Annotated in this window: 23 protein-coding genes; 17 read left to right on the forward strand and 6 right to left on the reverse strand. The window is 30.6% G+C overall.

What is annotated here, in order from left to right; translation table 11 throughout:
- Window positions 1-272: 272 nt before the first annotated feature.
- From L3B96_RS07225 to L3B96_RS07255, 7 genes are all read left to right on the forward strand, one after another.
- Complete coding sequence (locus L3B96_RS07225; RefSeq protein WP_238859760.1) at window positions 273-827, forward strand: 4Fe-4S dicluster domain-containing protein; 555 nt, start codon at window positions 273-275, stop codon at window positions 825-827.
- Window positions 828-845: 18 nt separating this feature from the next.
- Window positions 846-2,231 (forward strand): [FeFe] hydrogenase, group A, encoded by a 1,386-nt coding sequence (locus L3B96_RS07230; protein WP_238859762.1) that lies wholly within the window; start codon window positions 846-848, stop codon window positions 2,229-2,231.
- On the forward strand, window positions 2,232-2,801 hold the full coding sequence (locus L3B96_RS07235) for a 4Fe-4S dicluster domain-containing protein (RefSeq protein ID WP_039773742.1): 570 nt from the start codon (window positions 2,232-2,234) through the stop codon (window positions 2,799-2,801).
- A 4-nt stretch (window positions 2,802-2,805) separates the two neighbouring features.
- Window positions 2,806-3,414: a molybdenum cofactor guanylyltransferase gene (locus L3B96_RS07240; protein WP_238859764.1), complete on the forward strand. Its 609-nt coding sequence runs from the start codon at window positions 2,806-2,808 to the stop codon at window positions 3,412-3,414.
- 460 nt (window positions 3,415-3,874) lie between these two features.
- Window positions 3,875-4,831, forward strand: a complete 957-nt coding sequence (gene moaA, locus L3B96_RS07245; RefSeq protein ID WP_173712211.1) for a GTP 3',8-cyclase MoaA — start codon at window positions 3,875-3,877, stop codon at window positions 4,829-4,831.
- A 4-nt stretch (window positions 4,832-4,835) separates the two neighbouring features.
- Window positions 4,836-5,306, forward strand: a complete 471-nt coding sequence (gene moaC / locus L3B96_RS07250; protein ID WP_238859765.1) for a cyclic pyranopterin monophosphate synthase MoaC — start codon at window positions 4,836-4,838, stop codon at window positions 5,304-5,306.
- A gap of 8 nt (window positions 5,307-5,314) precedes the next feature.
- A complete protein-coding gene (locus tag L3B96_RS07255; RefSeq protein ID WP_238859767.1) occupies window positions 5,315-5,746 on the forward strand; it encodes an MOSC domain-containing protein in 432 nt (143 codons plus the stop codon).
- A 215-nt stretch (window positions 5,747-5,961) separates the two neighbouring features.
- On the opposite strand, the gene L3B96_RS07260 is transcribed toward L3B96_RS07255, so the two are convergent.
- From L3B96_RS07260 to L3B96_RS07275, 4 genes are read right to left on the reverse strand one after another with little or no spacing between them, the layout of a single operon-like run.
- Entirely contained in the window at window positions 5,962-6,465 is a 504-nt protein-coding gene (locus L3B96_RS07260; RefSeq protein ID WP_077855346.1) for a hypothetical protein, read from the reverse strand.
- Between the two features lie 4 nt (window positions 6,466-6,469).
- Window positions 6,470-6,775 (reverse strand): hypothetical protein, encoded by a 306-nt coding sequence (locus tag L3B96_RS07265; protein ID WP_173714136.1) that lies wholly within the window; start codon window positions 6,773-6,775, stop codon window positions 6,470-6,472.
- Window positions 6,756-7,292: an RNA polymerase sigma factor gene (locus L3B96_RS07270; RefSeq protein ID WP_026885742.1), complete on the reverse strand. Its 537-nt coding sequence runs from the start codon at window positions 7,290-7,292 to the stop codon at window positions 6,756-6,758. The genes L3B96_RS07265 and L3B96_RS07270 overlap by 20 nt, the downstream gene beginning before the upstream one ends.
- A gap of 4 nt (window positions 7,293-7,296) precedes the next feature.
- Window positions 7,297-8,262, reverse strand: coding sequence for a hypothetical protein (locus tag L3B96_RS07275; protein ID WP_238859769.1), 966 nt, complete (start codon window positions 8,260-8,262; stop codon window positions 7,297-7,299).
- 359 nt (window positions 8,263-8,621) lie between these two features.
- Between L3B96_RS07275 and L3B96_RS07280 the strand changes: the two genes are divergently transcribed.
- The 5 genes from L3B96_RS07280 to L3B96_RS07300 all read left to right on the forward strand — a co-directional run bounded on the left by L3B96_RS07280 (window position 8,622) and on the right by L3B96_RS07300 (window position 13,087).
- Window positions 8,622-9,077 (forward strand): DUF3990 domain-containing protein, encoded by a 456-nt coding sequence (locus L3B96_RS07280; RefSeq protein WP_238859771.1) that lies wholly within the window; start codon window positions 8,622-8,624, stop codon window positions 9,075-9,077.
- Complete coding sequence (locus L3B96_RS07285; RefSeq protein WP_077308511.1) at window positions 9,070-9,516, forward strand: hypothetical protein; 447 nt, start codon at window positions 9,070-9,072, stop codon at window positions 9,514-9,516. Before L3B96_RS07280 ends, L3B96_RS07285 begins: the two co-directional genes overlap by 8 nt.
- A 760-nt stretch (window positions 9,517-10,276) precedes the next feature.
- Entirely contained in the window at window positions 10,277-11,557 is a 1,281-nt protein-coding gene (locus L3B96_RS07290) for a histidine kinase (protein WP_238859773.1), read from the forward strand.
- On the forward strand, window positions 11,550-12,212 hold the full coding sequence (locus tag L3B96_RS07295; RefSeq protein ID WP_238859775.1) for a response regulator transcription factor: 663 nt from the start codon (window positions 11,550-11,552) through the stop codon (window positions 12,210-12,212). The genes L3B96_RS07290 and L3B96_RS07295 overlap by 8 nt, the downstream gene beginning before the upstream one ends.
- 107 nt (window positions 12,213-12,319) lie before the next feature.
- Window positions 12,320-13,087 carry a hypothetical protein gene (locus L3B96_RS07300; RefSeq protein WP_238859778.1) on the forward strand — a complete coding sequence of 256 codons (768 nt, stop codon included), beginning with the start codon at window positions 12,320-12,322 and terminating at the stop codon, window positions 13,085-13,087.
- Between the two features lie 418 nt (window positions 13,088-13,505).
- Here the strand turns inward: L3B96_RS07300 and L3B96_RS07305 are convergent, their stop codons facing one another.
- Both L3B96_RS07305 and L3B96_RS07310 read right to left on the reverse strand, forming a co-directional pair.
- On the reverse strand, window positions 13,506-14,327 hold the full coding sequence (locus L3B96_RS07305; protein ID WP_238859780.1) for a methyl-accepting chemotaxis protein: 822 nt from the start codon (window positions 14,325-14,327) through the stop codon (window positions 13,506-13,508).
- Between the two features lie 279 nt (window positions 14,328-14,606).
- Entirely contained in the window at window positions 14,607-15,425 is an 819-nt protein-coding gene (locus tag L3B96_RS07310) for a helix-turn-helix domain-containing protein (protein ID WP_238859782.1), read from the reverse strand.
- 99 nt (window positions 15,426-15,524) lie between these two features.
- Here L3B96_RS07310 and L3B96_RS07315 point away from each other — a divergent pair, with 99 nt between their 5' ends.
- The 5 genes from L3B96_RS07315 to L3B96_RS07335 all read left to right on the forward strand — a co-directional run bounded on the left by L3B96_RS07315 (window position 15,525) and on the right by L3B96_RS07335 (window position 23,834).
- Window positions 15,525-17,633: an FAD-dependent oxidoreductase gene (locus L3B96_RS07315; RefSeq protein ID WP_238859792.1), complete on the forward strand. Its 2,109-nt coding sequence runs from the start codon at window positions 15,525-15,527 to the stop codon at window positions 17,631-17,633.
- A gap of 13 nt (window positions 17,634-17,646) precedes the next feature.
- Window positions 17,647-18,891, forward strand: coding sequence for an NADH-ubiquinone oxidoreductase-F iron-sulfur binding region domain-containing protein (locus tag L3B96_RS07320; RefSeq protein WP_238859794.1), 1,245 nt, complete (start codon window positions 17,647-17,649; stop codon window positions 18,889-18,891).
- Window positions 18,892-18,950: 59 nt separating this feature from the next.
- Entirely contained in the window at window positions 18,951-20,408 is a 1,458-nt protein-coding gene (locus tag L3B96_RS07325; RefSeq protein WP_238859796.1) for an FAD-dependent oxidoreductase, read from the forward strand.
- 665 nt (window positions 20,409-21,073) lie between these two features.
- Window positions 21,074-22,447: a sucrose-6-phosphate hydrolase gene (locus tag L3B96_RS07330; RefSeq protein WP_238859798.1), complete on the forward strand. Its 1,374-nt coding sequence runs from the start codon at window positions 21,074-21,076 to the stop codon at window positions 22,445-22,447.
- A complete protein-coding gene (locus L3B96_RS07335; RefSeq protein ID WP_077856280.1) occupies window positions 22,440-23,834 on the forward strand; it encodes a sucrose-specific PTS transporter subunit IIBC in 1,395 nt (464 codons plus the stop codon). Before L3B96_RS07330 ends, L3B96_RS07335 begins: the two co-directional genes overlap by 8 nt.
- Window positions 23,835-23,846: the final 12 nt, after the last annotated feature.

A 23,846-nucleotide genomic window follows, 5' to 3' on the forward strand; every position in this document is an offset into this window, starting at 1 on the left:
CAACTTGTTCTCTAATGTAACACTACACAAAAGAGTACCTCTCATTTCTGGTATGTGTATATTTCAAAATATAAGTGAAATTTAAGTAGTGGGTATATATATGATTTGGGGAAGATACTACATAAGTCTATGTTTAAATTTGGATATCTATAAGTATTAGGTACAAACCCCAGGAATAATAGATCAATATGTTTGATATTTTAGGTCAACGGCGTTTCGTGGTCTATTATTTTCTTGGGAGTGCCTTGAATGTACAGAGGAGTGAAATTAATATGAAAAGTTGTAATTCTTTCATTGTGGGAGATGCTAATAAGTGTGTTGGGTGTAAGGCTTGTGAAATAGCTTGCTTTAAGGCTCATAATGAATCAGTCACTGTTGGAAATATACAAACACCAATAATTTCTAGAATACATGTTATTAAAGAGAAGGACTTTACAGTTCCAGTTCAATGTAGACATTGTGAAAATGCACCTTGCGCAAAGGTCTGTCCTATAAATGCAATTAAAAATGAAGATAATGCAATAATAATTGATGAAGAAATTTGCATAGGTTGCAAAGCATGTGCAGTAGCTTGCCCGTTTGGAGCTATTGAAATGGGAACTAAATATAAGGCTGGAAAAGCAGTCATGCAAAATGTGCAGAAGGAATTATTTGAAGAAGCATTAGAAGAGAAAGAAACAAAGGTTGCATATAAATGTGATCTATGTAAGGAACAAGGTGAACCAGCTTGTGTAAAAGCATGTCCTAAAAATGCTCTTAAATTATTCGATGTCATAGAAGAAAAAAGAATAAGGAACATAAGAGCAGTAAGTAACTTAAACTTATAAAAGAAAGGAATTTAGTTTATGGATATTGGTTTTGTAAATATTGATAAAGAGTTATGTACTGGTTGTCAGCAATGTGTTGAAGTCTGTCCTGTAAATGCAATACAAGGTAAAGTGGGACAACCTCAAGAAATTGATTATGATGTTTGTGTTTCTTGTGGACAATGTATACAGGTATGTAATTCTTATGCGTTTGAAAATAGAGAAAACAGCCATGTAATAGAAGAGAAAAGAAGAGATAGAGGCTTACTTGAAAGTGTAAAGGAGCCAGTGTTTGCAGCCTTTAATAAAGGGAATGCAACTAAGGTGAAAGAGGCTTTACATAATGAAGAATTATTTACTATAGTTCAATGTGCACCAGCTGTAAGAGTTTCTTTAGGTGAAGAATTCGGACTTAAAGCTGGTAGTTTAACAGCTGGTAAAATGGCAGCAGCATTACGAAGATTGGGCTTTAACAGGGTTTACGATACTAACTTTGGTGCGGATTTAACTATAATGGAAGAAGGCAGCGAGATTATAAAAAGGGTAACAGAAGGTGGGAAATTGCCGATGTTTACTTCTTGTTGTCCTGCCTGGGTGAAATTTATGGAACAAAGCTATCCAGAGCTTTTAAATCATCTTTCAAGCTGTAAATCACCACAACAAATGGCTGGAACAATTTTTAAAACTTATGGTGCTAAAATAGATAAGGTTGATCCTAAGAAAATATATAATGTAGCTATAATGCCATGTACTTGCAAGCAATTTGAATGTGATAGAGAAGAAATGCAAGATAGTGGTTTTAAGGATGTAGATATAGTTATTACTACAAGGGAATTTGCTCAGCTTATAAGAGATAATGAAATAGATTTTAAAAATTTAAAGGATGAAGAGTTCGATTTACCACTTGGAAGTTATACTGGAGCTGGCAATATTTTTGGAGTAACTGGTGGTGTAATGGAAGCTGCACTTAGAAGCGGCTATGAGATGCTTACAAAGAAATCTATTCCTAATTTAGAACTTAATTTTGTACGAGGCAGTGAAGGCATTAGAGTTGCAGAAGTGAAATTGCCAAAGATAACACTAAAGGTAGCAGTGGTTTCAGGTTTGAAAAATGTAGTTCAAATACTTGAAGATATAAAAGAAGGAAAGTGTGACTTTGACTTTATTGAAGTTATGACTTGCCCAGAAGGTTGTGTAAGTGGTGGTGGACAACCTAAGTTTATCTTGGATATAGATAGAAGAAATGCCTTGGTAAGTAGAAAAAAAGGTATCTATAAACATGATTCTGAACTTGAAATAAGAAAATCTCATGAAAATCCTTTTATAAAAAAATTATATGAAGAGTTTTTAATAGAACCTCTTGGTGAAAAATCTCATCATCTACTACATACAAAGTTTGTTTCAAGAAAGAAGGAGGAAATATAAATGAATAATTTTGTTATAGCAAATCCAAAAAGGTGTATAGGATGTAGAACTTGTGAAGCTGCATGTGTTGTTGCACATTCTGAAGAAAACATACTTGTACAAAGTAAGGATAAGGTTAATTTTAATCCTCGTTTAAAAGTTATTAAAACTGCAGATGTAAGTGCTCCAATTCAATGTAGACATTGTGAAAATGCTCCGTGTGCTAATGCATGTCCAAATGGTTCGATTATAAATAAAGACGGGGTAGTGTTAATAAATAAAGATACATGCATAGGCTGTAAATCTTGCGCAATAGTTTGTCCTTTTGGTGCCATTGATATAATAGTTGAACATAAAGCTGGAGAGAAAGTTATTCAAAAGGGCTTAATGTGTGATAAAGACGGAAAGTTAGAACATAAAGAAAGATTAGTTGCAAACAAATGTGATTTATGTATAGGTAGAGAAAATGGTCCTGCTTGCGTAGAGGTATGTCCTACAGAAGCATTAAGATTAGTTGAATCTAAAATTATAGATGAAGACATTTCGGAAAAGAGAAAAAATGCTGCAGCTAATTTAGTAAATATATTATAAGTGTATGAATGTAGATGTTTTTAAAACAGCAGTAATACTTGCAGGTGGAAAAAGTTCACGAATGGGCTTTGATAAGCAGTTTTTGAGAATTAATGAAGTAAGAATTATGGAAAAGTTAATTCATGAGCTAAGTAAAGAATTTGAAGACATAATTATTGTCACAAATAAGCCAGAAGAGTATAAAACAGCAGAAAACGGAATAAGAATAATTAGCGATGAAATAAAAGAAATTGGTCCTCTATCTGGAATTTATGGTGGGCTTAAAGAAAGTAAGAGCAAATATGTATATTTTATAGCTTGTGATATGCCTAATGTAAACTTAAAGTATATTAAGTATATTAAGAAAGTGCTTACAAATAGTAAAGCAAATGCTTGTGTTGCTAAAAGAGAGGGTAAACTTGAGCCGTTTAATGCTTTTTATTCTGTAGATATACTGCCTGAAATTGAAAAACTTATAACACTTAATAGAAGATCTATAGCGGGATTAATTGATATTATAGAGCCTATTTTTATTGAAGAAAATGTTCTGAAAAAATATGATTATTCTTTTGATATGTTTATAAATCTCAATTCAAAAGAGGATTTAGAAATATATATAGATAAACAACTTTGACTCTAGAATTGTGTAATAACTAACAGAAATCAAATACATTTTTATTCCACAGGACTATGAAAATTGCGCTGAAAGCACTAAATGAAAGCATGCACCTACATTAGCATGCTCCCGCTTTCAGCGTGACAAGCTAATATGGAACAAGCTTCCATTAAGTGCTTTTTGCAGCTAATTTTCAAATGCCTGTTTCACAAAAATGTATCTGATTTCTAGAAAAGACATTGATTCTAGATTCAACAAATATATGTTTATCTGTTGAGCCTAGGAGGATGCTTGTTTATCTATATAATAAAAATAAGAAGTAAGCACATGAAAATAAATAACGAGTCTCAAATATCCTTGCAAGCGGACTTGTTATTTATTTGATTATGCCGGATAGTAAGAAATAATGGAACTGAAAGAAAATAGACAAGAATCTGACTGGATTATTTTTTGAGGTTCCATAAGCTGGAGGAAAATTATGTTTGATTCGTATGGCAGAAAGATAAATTACTTGAGAATATCAGTCACAGATTTGTGTAATTTAAGATGCAAATATTGTATGCCTGAAAAAGGAATAGATAAGATGTGGCATAAAGAGATTCTAACTTTAGAAGAAATAGAAGCTATTACTCAAAGCTTTGTTGAATTAGGTGTAGATAAAGTTAGGATAACTGGGGGAGAGCCTTTAGTAAGAAAAAATATTTTAAAGCTAATTGATGGTATAGGTAAAATAGGCGGAGTTAGGGATTTAGCTATGACTACCAATGGAATTCTATTAAAGGATTATGCTAAAGATTTAAAAAACGCAGGTCTTAATAGACTTAATATAAGCTTAGATACTTTAAATGAAGAAAAATATTCACAGATAACTAAGGTAGGGAAGATCAAAGATGTACTTCAAGGTATTGAAGCAGCTAAAAAGAGTGGGCTTACTCCAATTAAATTAAATGTAGTTTTAATAAAGGACTTTAATGAAAATGAAATAGAAGACTTTATAAATTTAACAAAATATGAGGATATAGAAATAAGATTTATAGAACTTATGCCAATAGGTACTCTAAAGCATTGGTCATCTAATAAATATATTTCTAATGATACAGTTTTAGAAAAGATGCCAGAATTAATAGAAATAGAATCAGCAGATATTTCTTCTCCAGCAAGATATTATAAACTTCCAAATGCAAAGGGGAAAGTCGGGCTTATTAATCCTATATCATGTAAGTTTTGCGGAAATTGCAATAGAATAAGATTAACAGCAGATGGAAAACTAAAGTCATGTCTTCACTCAAACTCTGAAGTGGATTTAAAGAAATTGCTTAGAGAAGGTAAAGATATTAAGACAGTAATTACTGATACTATTAAAAGCAAACCCAAAGAACATGAATTGGAGAACGGAAATTATATTAATAGAGAAATGACAGCAATTGGAGGTTGATTTTATGGAATTTACTCATTTTAATGAAAAAGGAAGAGCTCATATGGTAAATGTGAGTGAAAAGGATGAGACAAAGAGAGTTGCTATTGCAAGAGGATCAATTAAAATGAAAAAGGAAACTGTAGATTTGATAAAAGATGGCCTTATTAAAAAAGGTGATGTTTTATCAGTTGCCCAAATTGGCGGAATAATGGGCGTAAAAAAAACCTCGGATTTAATCCCTATGTGCCATAATATTTTTATAACAGGATCTGATATAAATTTTAATATAGGTGAAGAAGAAATAGAGATTGAAGCAACAGTTTCAACAGTTGGGAAAACAGGCGTTGAAATGGAGGCATTAACAGCTGTAACAACTGCAGCCCTTACTATATATGATATGTGCAAGGCTGTTGATAAGGATATGGTAATAGAAAATGTTCGATTAATAAAGAAAACCGGTGGAAAAAGTGGAGAATATGTAAGGGAGATTTAAATAAAATTATGGCTAAAGTATTATCAATAAATATTAGTGAAAAAAAAGGTGTTATAAAAACACCTATAAAAGAAGGAATTTTCATAGAAGAGCATGGCTTAAAAGATGATGCCCATGCTGGAAAATGGCATAGGCAGGTAAGCTTATTAGCTCAGGAAAGCATAGATAAAATGATTAAAATGGGCATAAGCGACTTAGATGCAGGAAAATTTGCAGAAAATATAACAACTGAAGGTATTGTTCTTCATGAATTGCTCGTTGGGACAAGGCTAAAAATAGGAGAAACAGTTCAAGAAGTGACACAGATAGGAAAAGAATGCCATAAAGGTTGTGCTATAAAAAATCAAGTTGGTACGTGCATTATGCCAACAGAAGGAATCTTCACAAGAATAATACAAGGCGGAGTGATTAGATCAGGAGATTCTATAGAAATTTTATAGAGGCTAGGCATCAGATAAAAAGGCAAAGGAATTTATGCAAGAATATTGAGAAAAGCTAAAGCAAACTCATTTGCCTAAGGAGATCGTTATTTTGAATTTTGCGGACAAGGAGTTAATATCCCTTGTATCCACATTAAAAACCACTACCATTTGTAAGAGACTTGAATAGCGTCCTACAGATGGTAGTGGGTTTTTATGAGTAAGGTATTCAATTTTTAGTCTTTTTTCCTAAATAAAATCAAAACACCTATGACAATAAATATTATAGGAATGAAGTATTGAGAAGCATAAGATCTGATATATTTGTAAATATCGCTATCTATAAAAACTTGATTTAAGATAGATAAGATTCCAAGAATAATTAAAAAGGAACCTAATATTACCCAACCTTGTCTGTTAATTCTTTCGTTCCATGTAGGAGTTACGCTGTAAGAATTTTCTGTGTTAACGTAATTTTTAAAAATAAATTCAGAATCAGGCACATATTCTCCACGTTTTATTTTGCTTGAAACAGCAAATGTATCAAAGAAAGTATAAAACCATATGCAAATTTTAATTAAATGAGATAAGAACCCAAGTCCTATAAAAGATAAAATAGGTCCAATAAGCATATATAAGAATAAAACCTGAACTCCTTTTTTGATTAGCCCATGATACATATATCCAACGCCAGGAATACAGGCAGTTACAAAAGTAAGAAAACTATTTCTATTGTTCATATTTTCACTCTCCTAATTGTTTTATAAAATTAATAATAGAATGTTGGTTAATTTCAGTAACTACAGCTTTGTCAAAAAAACGTGATTCAAAGTTTGTAATGTGTACCTGAAGACTAGTAATACTAAGAAATATAATAAATAAACCCGCAGCAATTAAAGCATAGGAAGGGATTAGATTATTTCTTTTAGAATCAGGAAGCTGCTTTTTATGAAGTTTTTGCATTAGTTTTTTATTATAGTCATCAGATGCAGTTATATTTTTAAAGGAATTAATAATTATAGTATCAAGATTATCTCTTTTGTTCTGCATAAAATGGAACCTCCGTTTCAATAATATTTTTTAATTTGTTTTTAGCTCTATAAATTCTCCCTTCAATTGTTTTTAAAGGTAAGTTTAATATATCTGCAATTTCTTTTTGAGTTAATCCAATATAATAATATAGTACAAGCGGGGTTTTCAAATTTAGCGGCAGAGATTGAATGCTTTGCCGTATAAAATTTTGCTCGTCTATATCCTGAGTAGATTCCTTAGAAAAGATAAAGAGACCAGTTAAAAAATTCTTAATGCTTCTTTTTCTTGTATAATCTATACATTTTGAAGTTGTAATTTTGTATAAATAAGTAGAAAAGGAACTCTCTTCTCTAAATTTATCAATATTATTAAATACGCTTATAAAAACCTCTTGGGATAAATCTTCTGCCTCATAATAATCAGAGGTATAGGAATAGCATAAGGAGAGAATTCTTTTTTTATAAACGTCTACCATGTAAATAAAAGCATTCTCATCTTTGGTTTTCATTTTTTCAACGAATTCTTGCTCCTCCATTTCTTCACTCTCCACTATTTATTCTAATGGTTCCATTATTTAATTTAGCTTTAACTATGCCCTGACCAGTACCGATATTTTTAGAAATTCCAGAGTTGACTCTTTTTTCATCATTTATTTTGCATGTACCATGGTTTATATCTGTATTGATTGATAAGTTTTTATCTTTTGAGTCTAAAGAGATTGAACCATTATTCATAGAAACATCAATGTTTTTACATAAATTATTATTTAAATCTATTTTACCATTTTCTAATTTTAGAGACGAATTAGGAATGTCACCTTGTAAATCAAATTTTCCATTAGATGCATTTATATTTAAAGCATCAAGTCTTATATCACTATTACTATCTACATTAAGGTTAGCCCCCTTTATAGAAACATCATATCCTTCAGGTAAATAGATAGTGGCTTTAATTGAGTCTATACCATCATCTACAATTTTTAGTGTGTAACCATTTGAATCAGTTATTGGATTCAATTCATAATCCTTTGAAGCATTATCTTGCTTTACATATAATTCAGTATCTATAGTTATTTTATTGTCAGTTGCTTTTTCTATATTCAGTTTACCATTTACTGTTTCAAAATTTAGGTTACTACCAATAGGATCTAAAGTGATTTTTTTATCAATAGATTGTAAGTTTTTACTTGTAAAGATATTATCAAAGAAATTTGTATCTAAATTAAAGGAAGAATTACTTTGTTTTATATTATTAAAAATGTCTATAGATATATTTGTGAAAAAGAAAACTATTATTATAAGAAAAACGAGACCACTTATTCGTATTCTTTCATTTTCTTTTTTGACTAAAGTGTAATACAAAATTTCTATACCTATTAAGATAATAATTATTGGCCAAAATTTTATGAGTTTTCTTCCTAAATCTGGATTGTTAGAATTAATCATAATCCAAATGCCTAAAAGTATAAAACAGATAGCAGAAGTTGTTGTACCTATTTTTCGCATATAAAAATCCTCCATGAATTTTATTTTCATATATTTAGACGTAAGATGTAGATGTAATCCCACGTTTAGAATAAAAAAAATAAATATATATAGAATACACCTTTGCCAATACCTATATAGATTATATATAGGAGATATGGATGGAAAAAATTATTACGAATGAAATTGTTAAAAGCTTGTAATCTAATGAAATAATGACTTTCTATGAAAAAATAAAAATATCATAGGAGGCTTTTTAATGTCATGAAAAAGAAGGAAATAGAATAAATGATTATGAAATGGTGTCAAATTGATAGAAGAAAAGCTTTGAAAATGATATAATAGCAGTAAGAAATTAGAGGAAGCTAGGTGAGTATTTTATGTTGTATCATGCATCGGGAGAAGTAGTAGAATTTCCAGAAGTAAGAAAAAGTAAATATACTAAAGATTTTTCATGGGGATTTTATTGTACAAATAATTTTGAACAGGCTAAAAAATGGGCTAAAAGAAATAGAGAGCATGCTACAATTAACTATTATACTTACAGAGAAAATAAGAATTTGAATATATTAAAATTTGAAAAGATGACAGATGAATGGCTAGATTTTATTGCAGCTTGCAGAAAAGGAAATATTCATGATTACGATATAGTAGAAGGCCCAATGGCTGATGACACTGTTTGGAATTACGTAAATGATTTTTTAGCTGGTGAAATTACTAGAAGTATTTTTTGGGAGTTAGCAAAATTTAAATATCCTACTCATCAAATTAGTTTTCATACATTGAAGGCATTGGATTGTCTTAAGTTTGAGAGGAGTGAAATTATAAATGAATGATGTTGAAAAAGATAATTTATTTTACGTTTGCTCGCTTATAGAGTATATAGGAAGGAAAACTAAAAATAGAAGATCAACTATAGTAAAAATGATAGGAAAGAAAGAACTAGAAAGACAGTTAGAACTTGCAGAAGTTAATCATTGCTTATCATTTGAGGAAGTGTCAGATGAGATAATAGAAGAGTTTGATATTAAAGAAGGTGATTTTGATTCAGTAGGTTTGTGCAAATATACTGTTCCAAGTTTTCAAGCTATAGGTAAAGAATATCAGAGATTAATAATCGATGTTCTTTCAGAAGAAAATAATGTGATAGATGTGCTATATTCGGTATTTGAATCATTTATTAGTGATGAAATATCAGACTTTAACTCATCGGTATATTATAGTAGTCCAGAATATTTGAAGTATTCTTATTTAGAAGGCAAATTATTAGTATGATCGGAAAGATGATTTTAATAAAAATTGTATGATTTGATTTATGAATAAATCATTTTGATTTTATATTCTAGATATAGTAATTGCATTTGAACAAGAATCTTTGATGTTTTTTTATAAGTCAGTATTATTATACTATTATTAGAATACGTGGATTAAAGCTTGTATCATCTAGCAAAAATTATATTAAAGGATTAAAAACATTAGGATTACATGATTTTTAATTTTATTGTGGTGCTTATTTATAATTGAAATTGAATCTATTTTTAAAGTTAATATTACAAACGGTGTAGAGCTGTCAAAATGAAACTCATGAAGATTTATAATTTAGATTTTCGTGGGTTATTTTATTTACGGGTTTTGGCGTTAAAACTTTTCTTTCATTTATGTTATACTAATTATAATTAATATTTAGGAAATTATGGGTTTGTATTACAAATAAGGTTGTTAATATCAACTTAAACACGATAGGAACAAAAGGATATCTTTAGAGTAATGAGCAAATTTCCAGAAATTATAGATAAGTCATTATAAGTTGGACTTATATTATAAAATATATCGCAACTAGAAATAAGAATTATGCCTTTGTGAAATGTTCACTTAAAAACTGGAACAACAGTATAATCATTATTTCCGGGAGCTATATACATAAGTTCAGATATTAGTTGATATCTCTATGCTTAGAAGAAATTTAAAAGATCTAAATGAAGATTTTAGTTGAGAATATTTTTATTATATTTATATTATGGATAAGGGGTATAACATGAACCAGTTTGATGAGCTATTGTGGAAAAATGAAATAGAAACAAATAAAACAGTGTCAAAGGCGATGCGTATTGTTTTGTATTTTTGTTTTGCAGCAGGATTTTTAAATTTAATTCATGTATTTGATGCCGTGCAGAATGTTATGGTAAAAATGAATGCATTACTTATAATTCCTCTTTTGCTGCCAACAATTTTAGTAGATATATTTGAACTTAAGAAACCATGGATAAAGTATTTGATACTTACTTGTGCTGTGATTTCCACAGGAATATGTTATACATTATTAACATTTCAAACAGTTTTAATGTTTGTTATTCCAACAATATTAGCATCTATGTATTTTAGAAAGAAACAGCTTATAGTAGTAATTATTGAATCAGTATTTAATATATTAATAGCCCATTTACTTAGCTTTTATTTTTTGATGGAACCATGGGTTGAACCCTTTACTGGATTAAAAAATATAATGCTATATGGAGCTGTGCCAAGAATACTTCAATATTTATGCTGTGGAAGCTTGTTTTATATATTATGTAATCGTACTTCTGGACTCATGCTTAATTACCATAAGTTTATAAAAGATAAAGAGGTTTTTGAACTGGAAAAATCCATTGCTCTGCAGAAGATAAAATATGAGGAGCGGGAGCAGGTAAGCAGAGATATACATAATAGCGTTGGTCATACAATAATGGCGGCGATTATGAGCTTGGATGCGGCAGAAGCAGTCTACAATATGAATTCTAAAAAAGCAATGGAAAAAATAAAATTTGCTAATATAAGAATGAGTGAGAGTCTTGAAGCTATTAGAAAAGCAGTACGTGGGGTAAACACAAAAGAAAATGGACAAACCATAGAAGATGTGATGAAATTAATAAATGTAAATATTAATAAATTAAAAGAGGATTTTAATATTAAAATAAGAGCCAAAATCGATTATAGTGAACAGCAATTAAAAACGCAGAGTATTTATATCGAAAGAATTGACTTCTTAATAGGAGCATTGCAGGAACTAGTTACAAATAGTGTAAAGCATGGAAATGCAACGGCTATTATTGTTATTGTAAATGTGGATAGAAATAATATAAATATAATAGTTCAGGACAATGGAACAGGTATAGAGAGTATGAGAAATTATGAGGAATTATTGGGCTCTGGATTTGGAATTAAAAAAATTAGAAACCACTTAATTTCTATAGGTGGGATTTTAAAAATAGAAAATCAAGAAGGACTTCTGGTAATGCTAAAAATTCCAACAAGAGCAGGTGATAAGAATGAATAAAATCAGAATATTGATAGTAGATGATGAAAAACTTCTTTTAGAAAGTCTTGAATTAATCTTATCTATGAATGAATCTTTTGCAATAACAGGATTAGCACATGATGGAAAAGAAGCATTAGATATCTTAGAGAAAGAAGAAGTAGATATAGCATTAGTAGACTTAAATATGAAAGGAATGTCGGGACAGGAATTGATATTAAAGGTAAAAGCAGCATATCCTAAAATGAAAATACTTGTTTTGACCACTTTTTATGATGAAGAAAACATTGTGAAGGCAGTGATACATGGGGCAGATGGATACTTATTAAAAGATGCAGGAACAAAAGTTATTGTCCAAGGAATTTTTAATGTTATGAATGGTCAAAGCATGCTTGATAGTAAAGTAATGACTGCATTAGCAAATATAATGTCAAAATGCTCAAATGAAAATACAGATAAAAACAAATATCATAACGTTGATTTATTAAAAAATTTAACTGAAAGAGAAATAGAGATTTGTCAGTTGCTTTCAGATGGATATACAAATTCTCAAATAGCAGAATTCTTATATATTTCTGAAGGTACAGTAAAAAATTATATAAGTACTATTTATGATAAAACGGAAATAAAGGATAGGACCATGTTAGCATTAAAGCTTGCAAAAATATTTTCTTAATAATTAAACATGACCAGAGTCATATGAAAGTAATGACTCTGGTTACTTTTTTATGAATGATATTTTAGTTATTCTATAGAAAATGAAGAAGAAATGAGGAAAAAGAAATGAAAAGAAATAAATCGGTTAAAGTATTTGGAATTATTTTTGTGATAGCTGCATTACTTATTTTTATTAATCTTATTCCAACTCTTAGATTAAAAACATCAAATATGCATGTTATTGAAGGGAAATGGGTGAATGTTTATTATGAAGATGAAGAGGCGGCAGCTAAGGATGTTTTTCAGTTAGCTAATGCAAGAGCCGGTGAATTAGCTAAAAAATTAGGATTTAGTGAAAAGCAAAATATTAATATTTATATTTACGACCATCAATCTACAATGCAAATGAAAAAATATGGACTAATAGGGCCAATGTTAGGGCTAGACTGGTATATTGGTGACAATATAGGAACGAATGTTATATTGACATCGCCTGCAAATCCAGGAAAGGTTCATGACTATGATAATAATAAACAAGCTGCTTTACATGAAATGGTTCATGCCTATGTAAGTATAATAAATCCACATATTAGATTATGGTTAACTGAAGGAATGGCTTTATATTTGTCCAATGCAGAGCCTTTTTACAAAAGATATGCCTATAATATGCACATTCCAACTTTTTCAGAAATTAAGACTAGCAACCCAGTCAAATTTTCAAAGATGGGAGGTTACACCTTTGCCAATACCTATATAGAGTATATAGATAAAAAATATGGATGGGAAAAATTAATGGAGATAATTAAAACAGAAGATTATGAAACGGTATTTGGAAAATCTGATGAAGATATATACAATGAATGGGTGGATTATATTAAAAATTACTATGAATGAAATAATTAAAAGGTTATGAATGGCTTATAATCTAATTGAGGTTATGGATTTTTAGGAAAAAATAAAAGTATGTTTTCATTTCGGCGAGTTATATGCATAAGTTCAGGTCTTAATTTGTTTATCTACACAGATAAACAAATTAAGAATTTTATTTATACTTTGCAATAAATAACATACTAGAAAGGAGAAACATTTTTATGGAACAGGCATTGAAAATGAGCTGGTAAAAGCTCTTAATTGTAGGTTGTTCCACTAATGCTTGTCACAATGAAATTGGGAGCAAGCTTTAGTGGAACAACCTGCAATTTAGCACTTTCAGCGAAATTTTCATAGTCCTGTGAAATAACAATGTTTCTCCTTTCGGTGGATTATTGCATAAGTCCAAGTTATATATTGTTTATCTATAAATAAATTTAAATTACTGTATTGTTGCAATGTTTTTTAATTTTTCAGTGGAACTAGTTATTTCTCCAATTGAAGCAGTTATTTCTTCTGTAGCAGCAGCCTGTGAATCAGCAGCTAAGCTCGATTCTGATATTTCACTTTCGATATGTAATATTGACTCTTTTATTTGAGACATAATATCTGATATTTTTTTACCTGACTCACTACTAAGTTGCGCTAATTTTTTCATTTCATTTGCAACCACACTAAACCCGCGGCCAGCATCACTTGCCCTAGCAGCTTCTATAGTAGCATTTAAAGCTAGCAAATTAGATTGAGAAGCAATGTTTTGAATTGATATAAGAATTGAATCTATGTCTTCTAACTTTTTATTAGTAGCTTTTGTATAATTTACTACGTTAGTTATGGTTGATGCCAATTTTTGAGAAGAACTTGCTATTTCTTCAAGACCTGCATTAGTTTGTTCCATAGAATTGAAAATGTTTTCTGAAGAATCCTGAATAATTGCCTGCTTTTCAAGGCTTTTTGCAACACCAACAGCTCCAAATACATTCCCATTATCATCAATAAGTGGATAGCATATACCCTGGAATACAAATCCAAATATTTCTTTTGGTAAAATATTTGAAGTAACTTTCTTAGTCCTCATAGCTTCTAGATATGGATCACCTTCTTGTATCATATCGCCTACACTTAATTTCATTGGTATTTTTTCATTAGGATAATAAGCTATAAATTTTTCAGTATCTGTAATTGATATGGCAATGTCTTCTCGAAGCATGTCTTTAAGTAATGGAAGTACATCTTTTAGTGAGTTAATTATTTCTCTGTTCATATTATCTCCCCTTATAATTAATTAGTTATTTCATATTATACAACATAATTATACAAATTCCATAAATAGTGTAATAAAATGAAATTTTTTGTATAAAATGCAGAAATATTAGTTTTACATATAGATAAACTAATTATAAGTTAGATTTACACCAAGAAATATATCTCAACTAGAAATAAGAATTATGCTTTTGTGAAATGTTTCATTAGAAACTGGAATAACAGCATAATACCTATTTCGGCGATCCATATACATAAGTTCAGCTCTTAGTTGGAATATTTACATATGATGCATTATTTGAAGTTCCATTAAATAGTCATACTTTGAGGAAACCGATAAATCTACCATCTTAGAAACTAAAAAAGCTGTATCATCAAGTTTCATATTTTTTATATCAGCATATTTAGTTATGTTGTTTATTGCGGACATAGCATTTTCTTCTGAATAAATAAAGCTTTGATTAATATAACGACCTTCACGCAAATTTTTAAATTTTAGCTGAGGAATTTTTTTCTCAGAGAATACACCGAAACCTTTGACATTTAAATTTTTAGTCTTCATATATTCTGATAAGGAGAATAATAAACACATAGTATTATGTTCTGTAATATCTATATTAGTTATATTAGTGATATGTCTATTTACATATTTATCGATATCATAAATAGATGTGTTGAGCTCAAGATAATAAAAGTTTCTGCTCATTAGATATTGCTCATATATTTCAGTTTTTTTGGGAGATTTTTTCAATTCTTTTATATCAGATATCATACTATCTGTAAGCTGCTTTGAATATTCGATAGCAGCTATCTTTTTATCAAGCTGTTCTTTGTGAGACTCTAAAAATGTTAATAGTTTATCATAATCCTTATTCTCATCAAGTATATTTTTGATATCTTCTAATGGAATTAACAGAGTTTTATTTAAATATCGAATCACATCGATTATAAAAAGTTGATCATAACTAAAATATCTATACTTAGTGTCTGGTGAAATATAGCACGGTTTTAGCAAATTTAAATGGTCATAATGACGCAATATCTTAGTTGATATATTCATATAGCGAGATACTTCTCCGATTGTATATAGATTTGTCATTTTTTTCACACTCCACTATTGACTTTACCATTATGGCAACGTTTATATTAATAGTATAAAGTAACTTTTGTACAAGAGTCAAGAAAATTGGAGGTTAACATGAGTAGTATAAAAGTCATAATAGATAACATAGAATTATGCGCTGATGAAAATAAAACAATTATGCAAGTAGCTGAAGAGGCTGATATTTATATTCCACATCTTTGCCATCATCCAGATCTTCATGATGTTGGAGGATGCAAATTATGTGTAGTTGAAATATCAGGAAAAAATGATATACAAACAGCATGTACCACAAAAATTGAAGAAGGAATGGTTGTTAAAACAAAATCGGAAAAACTTGATGAGATGAGAAGATTATCAATGGAACTGATGCTTGCTAACCATGTAGACGATTGTACTACATGTCCAAAGTATTTAAAATGCGAATTGCAATCATTAATTCAATATTTAGGTGTCAGTACTTCAAGATTAAGAAGAACTCTTAATGCAGTTCCTGTTGAAACAGAAAACCCATTAATTATTAGAGATTTAAACCGATGTGTAGCATGTGGCAGATGTGTAAGAGCATGCCATGATATCAGAGGTGTTGGAATTTTAGATTATGATAAAAATGAAGAAGAAAGAATTTATGTTGGAGTTAAAAATGGATTATCATTATCAGATGCAAACTGCCGTTTTTGTGGGGCTTGTGTTGAAGTATGTCCAACAGGAGCTCTTCAAGATAAAAAAGGGGTATTCAAAGATGGAAATAGAGATGATGTATTAGTTCCATGTAAGCATGAATGTCCAGCAGGAATTAATGTGCCTAAATATGTTCGTTACATAAAAGATGGAAATTTCGATGAAGCAGCAGCAGTAATTCGCGAAAAAGCACCATTTCCTAAATCATTAGGTCTTGTATGTATGCGTTTTTGTGAATCTGCATGTAGAAGAAAAGATATAAATGGAGCAGTTTCAATACGTGAATTAAAAAGATTTGCAGCTGAAACTGATTCTTATAAGTGGAAAGATAAATCATTTAAAAAGGATAAAACTGATAAGAAAGCTGCAATTATTGGATCAGGACCAGCAGGGCTTACAACAGCTTACTATCTTGCAAAACTTGGACATGCAGTAGATGTATATGAAAAGCTCCCAGTGGCAGGAGGAATGCTGTCAGCAGGTATTCCAGATTATAGACTTCCTAAAGAGGTTGTAGAATCTGAAATAGATGTAATTCGTGAAGCAGGAGTAAATATTATTACAAACAGCAAGATAGGATCTTTAAAAGAATTAAAAGAGAGTTATGATGCAGTTGTAATTGCTATAGGAACAGATAAAGGTGTAAGGATTCCAATCCCTGGGTCTGATTTGAAAGATGTATATGTAAATATTGATTTTTTAAGAAGAGATTTGATAGATATAGACATTGAAATGAAGAAATCAGTTGTTGTTTTAGGTGGAGGAAACGTAGCATTCGATTGTGCAAGATCAGCAAAGAGATTAGGAGCTGAAAGTGTTGCAGTTGTTTGTTTAGAAGGAAAAGGAAACATGACTGCTAGCGATGAAGAAATCGAAGAAGCAATTGAAGAAGGAATTCAAATTTACAATAGCAGAACTTTTGTAAAAATTGAAGACAATAATGGGAATGCTTCTGGGATAGTATGTCAGGAAGTTGAAGATTTCCACTTTGATGAAAATAAGAAATTAATATTAAATATCAAAGAAAACTCAGAACATTTAATCAAAGGTGAAATGATAATTTTTGCAACAGGCCAAAGAGCAGACCTTGGAGCATTTGAAGAAATTGAGCTTAACGGAAGAGGTCTAGTAAATATTGACGATTGTTATAAAACTAATGAGGATGGAATTTTTGCTGTTGGAGATGCAGTGACAGGAACAGCATCTGTAATTCAGGCAATAGCAGGAGCAAGAAAAGCTGTATCAAGTATTGATAAATATTTAGGTGGAGATGGAGTTATAGATGAAGTCTTATCATCTGAACAGCCTTTAGATCCAATGATAGGAATGGAAGAAGATTTTGCTAAAAAGGAATGCAGTAATTATAAATGTGTCCCAGTAGATAAAAGAATAAATAATTTTAACTTAATGACAGTGGGATTTGACACAAAAACTGCACAATGTGAGGCTTCTAGATGTCTTCAATGTGATTTGCGTCCAAAACTTACAAAGGCAAAATTCTGGACTGAATATAAGGTGAAGTAAAGGTGGTGAAAAAATGCTAGCAGAAAATATAAAAATATCAGGACATGGAATAAAAAATACTAATCTTATAGATAGATGGCAAAGCAGGAAATGGAAGGAATTAGCATGTCTTTTTATTGAAGATAATAGTCAAAGTGAAAATATAAGATATTTATTAGAACAGCACATAAGCAAGGTTATTGATGGAATTAAAATATGCCAAAAGGAATTAGGGATAGAAAAAGTTAAAATTTATCTTAGTGAATGTTATAGTAATTTCAAAATGCAATTAGAATCATATGAAATAGAAGTAGTGCTAGTTGGGAATAAGAAAGCTTTTGAAAAAGATGTATTTAATGAAATAACATTAGTACATAATGCAGAAACAATATATGCCCTTAAGAATTCATTTGAAGAAAATTATATCCCTAAAAAGATTATTTCAATAGCTGGAGATGTTAGAAATCCTGGAATCTATGAAATTCCATTTGGAACATCTTTAAGGAAAATTATAAGTGAATATGGTGGCGGAACTCAATCTGAAAAAGCAATAAAGTTCGTGCAGGTAGGTGGAAATACAGGTGCTGTTTTCACAGAAGAAGAATTAGATACTCCATTCTTATATTCAAGTTTAATGGGAAATGGGACAATGGTAGAAGTATCAAAAATAGAAGTTTATAACGTAGATACTTGTGTTGTGAATTGGGTAACTGAAAAAATGTTAGATAATAGCAAAGAGACCTGCGGGAAATGTGTATATTGCAGGGAAGGGATTTACCAATTATACAAAATCATTAAGGATGCAACTGAAGGAAAAGGAAAAGAGAGTGACATTAGTTTAGCTATCCAGTTAGGTGAAACAATTAAAATTGGGACTTTGTGTGATTTTGGAAGAAGTGCTTCTAATCCATTATATACAGCTATTAATAAATTTAGAGATGAATTTGAAAAGCATATTGATAGAAAAATTTGTAGTACACTAAATTGTATAGCTTATGCTAATTATTTTATAGATCCAAAGGTTTGTAATGGGTGTGGCGATTGTATAGATTGTCCTGAAAAAGCAATCAAGGGTGGAAATAATTTGATTCATATAATTGATATGGATTTATGTAACAAATGCATGAAATGCGAAGAGAGATGCAGCGTAAAAGCAGTAAAAAGATATGGCTCAGTAAAGCCTAAATTACCATCAGAACCAATAGAAGTTGGAAGTTTTGATGACGGTGCCTTAGGCGAAAAGAAAGGCCTTGGACTTGGAAGAAGACGAAGAAAATAGCTCATAATCAAAATTAATATATATTTTTAATCATTAATTAAATTTAGGAGGTAACAAATATGCGTGAAATGGAATCAGATGTAATTATCGTAGGTGGAGGAGCATCAGGACTTGCAGCAGCAATTGCAGCTGCAGAACAAGGAGCTGAAGTTATAGTATTTGAAAAAGCAAATACTACTGGTGGATGTGCTAATATGGCAATGGGTCTTTTAGGAGTAGAGACTAAAATGCAAAAGGAAAGACTTGTTGATTGCACAAGAGAGGGAGCATTTCAAAAATTCATGGATTATACTCACTGGCGCTCAGATGCAAGGCTTGTAAAAAATTATATTTATAAATCAGCAAGTACAATTGAGTGGCTAGAGGCTATGGGTGTAAAATTTGCGCTACCATCAAAATATTTCCCAGGTTCAGAAGCAACTTGGCATATTGTTCAGCCAAAGACAGGAGCACCTGGACTTAGAGCAGCTGCAACAATGATTAAAGCAATGACAGACAGAGCAGAAGAATTAGGTGTTAAAATCTGTTTAGAATCACCAATTCAAAGTTTAATAAAAGATGATGGTGAAGTTATAGGAGTAGTTGCAAAGGATAAAGATGGTGAAATTGAAGCATATGGTTCAGCTGTAATTATTGCTACAGGCGGATTTGGAGACAGTCCTGAATTTATTAATAAGTATACAAAATTCGAATGGGGAAAAGATTTATTTTCGTATAGAATTCCAGGACTTACAGGTGATGGAATCAGCATGGCATGGAATGCTGGAGCTGCAAGAGATAGAATGGATATGGAATTAGTTTTCTTTGCACCTAATACAGGTGGATATGCTCCAATTGAACTTCCATTTAGACAACCAAATGTTTTTGTAAATCTAGATGGTGAAAGATTCTATGATGAAGCGGTAGTTGAAAATCCAGTATTCTCAGTTAATGCTATCTGTAGACAAAAAAATAGAACAGCTTTCTCTATTATAGACGAAAGTATAATGAAAGAATATGAGAAAAATGGTTTAGACTTAATCAATGTTGTTACTTCTAATATAAGTATGGATGATTTCAAACAAGAAATGAATGATCTTATTAAAAATGGAAATGATGTTTTATTTATAGCAGATTCAATTGAAGAATTAGCGGAAAAGACAGGAATTGATAAAGAAGGTCTTGCAAAGACATTAAATCAATATAATGAATGCTGTAAATCAACTGATACATTATTTAATAAAAATCCAAAATACCTAAAACCATTAGTTGGTCCAAAATTCTATGCTTTAAAATTTGCTCCAAGTGCGTATGGAAGCTTAGGTGGAATTAAAATCAATTATAAGACAGAAGTAATTGACACAGAAGATAAAGTAATACCAGGATTATTTGCAGCAGGAACAGATGCAAACTCTATCTGTAATCCTGACTATGTATTTGTACTTCCAGGAAATACTCTAGGATTTGCAGTAAATTCAGGTAGAATAGCAGGAGAAAATGCAGTTCAATATATAAAAGAACACTTTACAGAAGAATAGAAAAGCTTAATTGCTTTTGTGGTGGATTTGAAATAGTATAATTCATCTATTATAGATAGGCAACATATAGTTTAGAATCATGTGATGATTTACCGAAATCATAAATATTTTGATTCCGAAAAGCTATGAAAATATCGCTGAAGGTTCTAAGCAGCAGGTTGCACCCACTTTAGCATGCTCCAACTTTCAGTTTGACAAGCTAAAACGGAACAACCTACAGCTAAGAACCTTTAACAGCTCATTTTCAAATGTTTTCTACACAAATATATTTATGATTTGCTTAAAGTTCTAGCAATTTTGTAAATATGTTCATCTAATAAGTTTAATTCTTAAATTGGATATCTATAAGCCCCATGAAAATCTAGAATTTAGATTTTCATGGGGCTTTCTTTTAAAAGATTTATAGAAATACTCTTATTGATAATATTGATTGATTCTGAAATGCCTAGTATTTCTTAAAGTTGAATTTAGCAGAGGCTACATAAAAGGATTGTTGTACATAAGTAGTTAGTAAAAAGTATAAACTCTTAGATAAACATGATAAAAAAGTGAAAATATATGATATTTATTTTGCCACTTCTAGAGGTAAATAAGCGACTTTGTTTGCGAGATCTTATGTTATATAATACAGGTGTAAACGATAAGAGGAAGGAGGAAGAGATTAGATGGATAAAGAAAATAGGATAAAACCTAAGCATCATGTTACACCCAAAACAGGTTTTTTAAATGATCCAAATGGATTGGTACAATTCAAAGGAACATATCATGCTTTTTATCAATGGTTAGAAGAAGTTACACCACAAGGGGCAAAATGCTGGAGGCATTGTATTTCTAAAGATTTAGTTAACTGGGAAGACAAAGGGATAGCATTAAAGCCAGATATGTGGTATGACAAAAATGGATGCTATTCTGGAAATGGAATTGTATTTAATGAAAAAATTTATCTGTTTTATACAGGAAATGTTAGAAAAGAAAATGGAGATAGAGAAACTTATCAATGTTTAGCAACTTCAGAAGATGGAATTACATTTCAAAAACATGGACCGGTTATCTATCTGCCAGAAGGATACACAGCACATTTTAGAGATCCAAAAGTTTGGAAAGACGAAGAAGAAGATATATGGTGGATGATAGTAGGGGCACAGACCAGTGAAAAGAAAGGAAATGTAGCACTTTTTTGGTCAGAAGATTTATACAATTGGAATTATAAAGGCAATTTGCTTCCAGAGACTATGAACTGGGGATATATGTGCGAATGTCCAGATATGATTCGCCTTGGAGAAGAATATATCTTAATTGTCAGCAGGCAAGAGAAGAAGATAGAAAATGGAATAGAAAAAGATAGCTGTCATGCAGTATGGATGAGTGGTGAATTTTCAAAAGAAAAAGGAACATTTACACCACATAAAGAAGGAATTCGAGTAGATGAAGGATTTGATTTTTATGCACCTCAATCTTTTATAGATGAAAATAAACGAACATTATATATGTCTTGGATGGGGGGCGGTGAATATGACTACCAAATGTCACAGTTATCTGTAAACGATGGATGGCTTCACAGCTTTACATATCCAAGAGAGTTCATATATAAAAATAATTGGTTATATCAGAAACCAATTAAAGAATTACAATCTTTAAGAAATGATAAAATTGAGAAACATATAGAAAATGAAGAAATAAGTCTAGAAGTTAGGGATTACTATAAAGAGATGGAATTCATTTTAGATGATGAAAATGAATTTAATTGTACTATATTAGGAGCGCTTAAACTACATTACAATTCCAATGATAAGATATTAAATATTAAAAGACTTAATTGGCTTACAGGAGAATTTGATGAAAAATACTTAAATGTTAACGAAAGTTTAAAAATGCTTAGAGTATTTATTGATAACTCATCAGTGGAAATATTTATAAACGAAGGGGAAAAAGTTATTTCTAGCAGAGTGTATTTTCAGGATAATGATATCCGAATAAATTCTAATGGAAAATTAAAACTAAATTTGTGGAATTACAAGGGGGAAAATATAAATGAGTGATAATTATGAAAAGATCGCTAAAGAAGTTATTGAAGCAGTAGGAGGCGCAGATAATATTATTTCGGCGGCTCATTGTGCTACAAGATTGAGACTTATTCTTAAAGATAGACAAAAAGTTGATGATAAAGTAGTTGAAGAGATTGATAAGGTAAAAGGATTTTTCTTTACTTCAGGACAATATCAAATTATTTTTGGTACAGGGACTGTAAATAAGGTATTTGAACAAGTAAGTAATCTTGGCATATCTGGTACATCAAAATCAGAACAAAGCCAAATGGTAGCAGAACAAGGTGACAATAAATTTAAAAGAGCAATTCGTATATTTTCTGATATATTTGTACCAATCATACCAGCAATGGTTGCTACAGGATTGTTTATGGGACTTAGAGGCGTTTTATTACAACAACAAATATTAGCAATTTTTGGATTAACACCAGAAAGCATTCCTAGTTCATTATTAACATTTACTCAAATATTAACAGATACAGCATTTGCATTTTTGCCAGTTCTTATTTGCTGGTCATCATTTAAAAAGTTTGGGGGAACACCAATACTTGGTATTATGATAGGACTTATGCTTGTTAGCCCATCACTTCCTAATGGCTGGGCAGTAGCTCAAGGAACAGCTGAACCACTTGTGTTATTCGGTCTTAAGATGTCAGGATATCAGGCATCAGTATTACCAGCTTTCTTTGCAGGATTTATTGGAGCAAAATTTGAGATTTGGCTTAGAAAAAGAATATCAGATACATTTGATTTAATACTTACACCATTTTTGACATTACTTGTTACATTGATTTTTGGATTATTAATTATTGGGCCTATTGCTCATGAAATTGAGGTTTCTCTTGTATACGTTGTAACAATGTTATTTACATTACCTCTTGGATTAGGTGGATTAATTTGGGGAGGAATATCTCAATTAATAGTAGTTACAGGAATTCACCAAGCATTAAGTGTTGTTGAAATTCAGATGCTGGCTCAAACAAACTGGAATCTTGTAAATCCTATAGGTTCTTGTGCAATAGCTGCACAGGCTGGAGCAGCATTTGCAGTAGGTATGAAAACTAAGTCTAAAAAAATCAAAGCCTTATCTTTTCCATCAGTAATATCAGCACTTTTAGGAATTACAGAACCAGCTATATTCGGTGTCAATTTAAGATTTGTAAAACCGTTTATAATGGGACTTGTTGGTGGAGGTGTAGGTGGATTTTTAGCTTCACTATTTAAACTTAAAGCCACTGGTATGGGGATATCTGCTTTACCAGGAATGCTTCTTTATTTAAATAATCAATTTCCATTATATATATTAGTAATAGCGATTTCTTTTGGAGTAGCCTTTGCGCTAACATTCATGTTTGGATATAAAGATAAAGAAGAGCAGTAAGAGAGGAAGCTT

The organism is Clostridium sp. YIM B02569 (assembly GCF_022320765.1).
GTDB classification, from domain to species: Bacteria; Bacillota; Clostridia; order Clostridiales; family Clostridiaceae; genus Clostridium; species Clostridium beijerinckii.

Coding starts and splice junctions, on each gene's coding strand:
- L3B96_RS07260 (WP_077855346.1), bottom strand. CDS start 6,465: ATGAACAATAGAAATAGTTTTCTTACTTTTGTAACTGCCTGTATTCCT.
- L3B96_RS07335 (WP_077856280.1), top strand. CDS start 22,440: ATGAGTGATAATTATGAAAAGATCGCTAAAGAAGTTATTGAAGCAGTA.
- L3B96_RS07225 (WP_238859760.1), top strand. CDS start 273: ATGAAAAGTTGTAATTCTTTCATTGTGGGAGATGCTAATAAGTGTGTT.
- L3B96_RS07255 (WP_238859767.1), top strand. CDS start 5,315: ATGGCTAAAGTATTATCAATAAATATTAGTGAAAAAAAAGGTGTTATA.
- L3B96_RS07290 (WP_238859773.1), top strand. CDS start 10,277: ATGAACCAGTTTGATGAGCTATTGTGGAAAAATGAAATAGAAACAAAT.
- L3B96_RS07280 (WP_238859771.1), top strand. CDS start 8,622: ATGTTGTATCATGCATCGGGAGAAGTAGTAGAATTTCCAGAAGTAAGA.
- L3B96_RS07300 (WP_238859778.1), top strand. CDS start 12,320: ATGAAAAGAAATAAATCGGTTAAAGTATTTGGAATTATTTTTGTGATA.
- L3B96_RS07275 (WP_238859769.1), bottom strand. CDS start 8,262: ATGCGAAAAATAGGTACAACAACTTCTGCTATCTGTTTTATACTTTTA.
- moaC (WP_238859765.1), top strand. CDS start 4,836: ATGGAATTTACTCATTTTAATGAAAAAGGAAGAGCTCATATGGTAAAT.
- L3B96_RS07315 (WP_238859792.1), top strand. CDS start 15,525: ATGAGTAGTATAAAAGTCATAATAGATAACATAGAATTATGCGCTGAT.
- L3B96_RS07320 (WP_238859794.1), top strand. CDS start 17,647: ATGCTAGCAGAAAATATAAAAATATCAGGACATGGAATAAAAAATACT.
- L3B96_RS07330 (WP_238859798.1), top strand. CDS start 21,074: ATGGATAAAGAAAATAGGATAAAACCTAAGCATCATGTTACACCCAAA.
- L3B96_RS07285 (WP_077308511.1), top strand. CDS start 9,070: ATGAATGATGTTGAAAAAGATAATTTATTTTACGTTTGCTCGCTTATA.
- L3B96_RS07235 (WP_039773742.1), top strand. CDS start 2,232: ATGAATAATTTTGTTATAGCAAATCCAAAAAGGTGTATAGGATGTAGA.
- L3B96_RS07270 (WP_026885742.1), bottom strand. CDS start 7,292: ATGGAGGAGCAAGAATTCGTTGAAAAAATGAAAACCAAAGATGAGAAT.
- L3B96_RS07325 (WP_238859796.1), top strand. CDS start 18,951: ATGCGTGAAATGGAATCAGATGTAATTATCGTAGGTGGAGGAGCATCA.
- L3B96_RS07305 (WP_238859780.1), bottom strand. CDS start 14,327: ATGAACAGAGAAATAATTAACTCACTAAAAGATGTACTTCCATTACTT.
- L3B96_RS07265 (WP_173714136.1), bottom strand. CDS start 6,775: ATGCAGAACAAAAGAGATAATCTTGATACTATAATTATTAATTCCTTT.
- L3B96_RS07310 (WP_238859782.1), bottom strand. CDS start 15,425: ATGACAAATCTATATACAATCGGAGAAGTATCTCGCTATATGAATATA.
- L3B96_RS07295 (WP_238859775.1), top strand. CDS start 11,550: ATGAATAAAATCAGAATATTGATAGTAGATGATGAAAAACTTCTTTTA.
- L3B96_RS07240 (WP_238859764.1), top strand. CDS start 2,806: ATGAATGTAGATGTTTTTAAAACAGCAGTAATACTTGCAGGTGGAAAA.
- moaA (WP_173712211.1), top strand. CDS start 3,875: ATGTTTGATTCGTATGGCAGAAAGATAAATTACTTGAGAATATCAGTC.
- L3B96_RS07230 (WP_238859762.1), top strand. CDS start 846: ATGGATATTGGTTTTGTAAATATTGATAAAGAGTTATGTACTGGTTGT.